At 67.4% G+C, this 797-nt stretch carries 1 protein-coding gene; it reads right to left on the bottom strand.

The annotated features are described in order from the left end of the window. On the bottom strand, positions 1-797 hold a 797-nt coding region (locus CJZ98_RS17865), incomplete at both ends, for an RNA polymerase sigma factor, RpoD/SigA family (RefSeq protein ID WP_108723337.1).

The raw sequence follows: 797 nt of genomic DNA, 5'->3' as shown, positions 1-797 counted from the left end.
GATGCCGTAGCGCATCTTCAGCACCCGCCCCTGCAGGTCCGGCAGACGCTCCAGCAGCGCCCGCATGTCGCCCCGCAGGCACTCCCCATCCACCAGCTCCTCCGGCTGGCTGCCATCCGCCGCCAGCAGATCCAGCAGCTCCGTATCCTCCCCGTCCCCCACCTTCGTCTCCAGGCTCACAGGCTGCCGCGCCCGGCACAGCAGGTCCTTCACCTCCTCCTCCGGCAGCTCCACCGCTTCCGCCAGTTCCGTGATCGTGGGCGTACGGCCCAGCTCCTGGCTCAGCTCCCGCTGGCCCTTCTTCAGCTTGTTCAGCGTTTCGGTGATATGGATCGGCAGACGGATCGTGCGGCTCTTCTCCGCAATCGCCCGCGTGATCCCCTGACGGATCCACCAATAGGCATACGTTGAAAACTTGTAGCCCCGCGTCGGGTCGAACTTCTCCACGCCCCGCACCAGACCGATGGTCCCCTCCTGGATCAGGTCCAGCAGCTCCATGTTCCGCTTGGTGTATTTCTTCGCGACGCTCACCACCAGCCGCAGGTTCGCCGCCACCATCCGCTCCTTCGCCCGACGGCCGCCCTTCAGCCGCTTGCGCAGCTGCACCGTCGTCAGACCCGCCGCCGTCGCCAACTGCTCCTCGCTCGGCTCCAGGCCCCCAGCGCGCAGCGTCAGTTCCTGCTCCAGCTCCTCCAGCGCCATCAGCTCCTGCACCTGACGGCCCAGCGTGATCTCCTGCTCGTGGCTCAGCAGCGGCACACGGCCGATGTCGCGCAGGTAGGAGCGCACCAGGTCGC

The sequence above is a fragment of the Vulcanococcus limneticus LL genome (genome assembly GCF_002252705.1).
Taxonomy (GTDB): domain Bacteria; phylum Cyanobacteriota; class Cyanobacteriia; order PCC-6307; family Cyanobiaceae; genus Vulcanococcus; species Vulcanococcus limneticus.
This window is presented reverse-complemented; position numbering and strand designations above follow the sequence as displayed.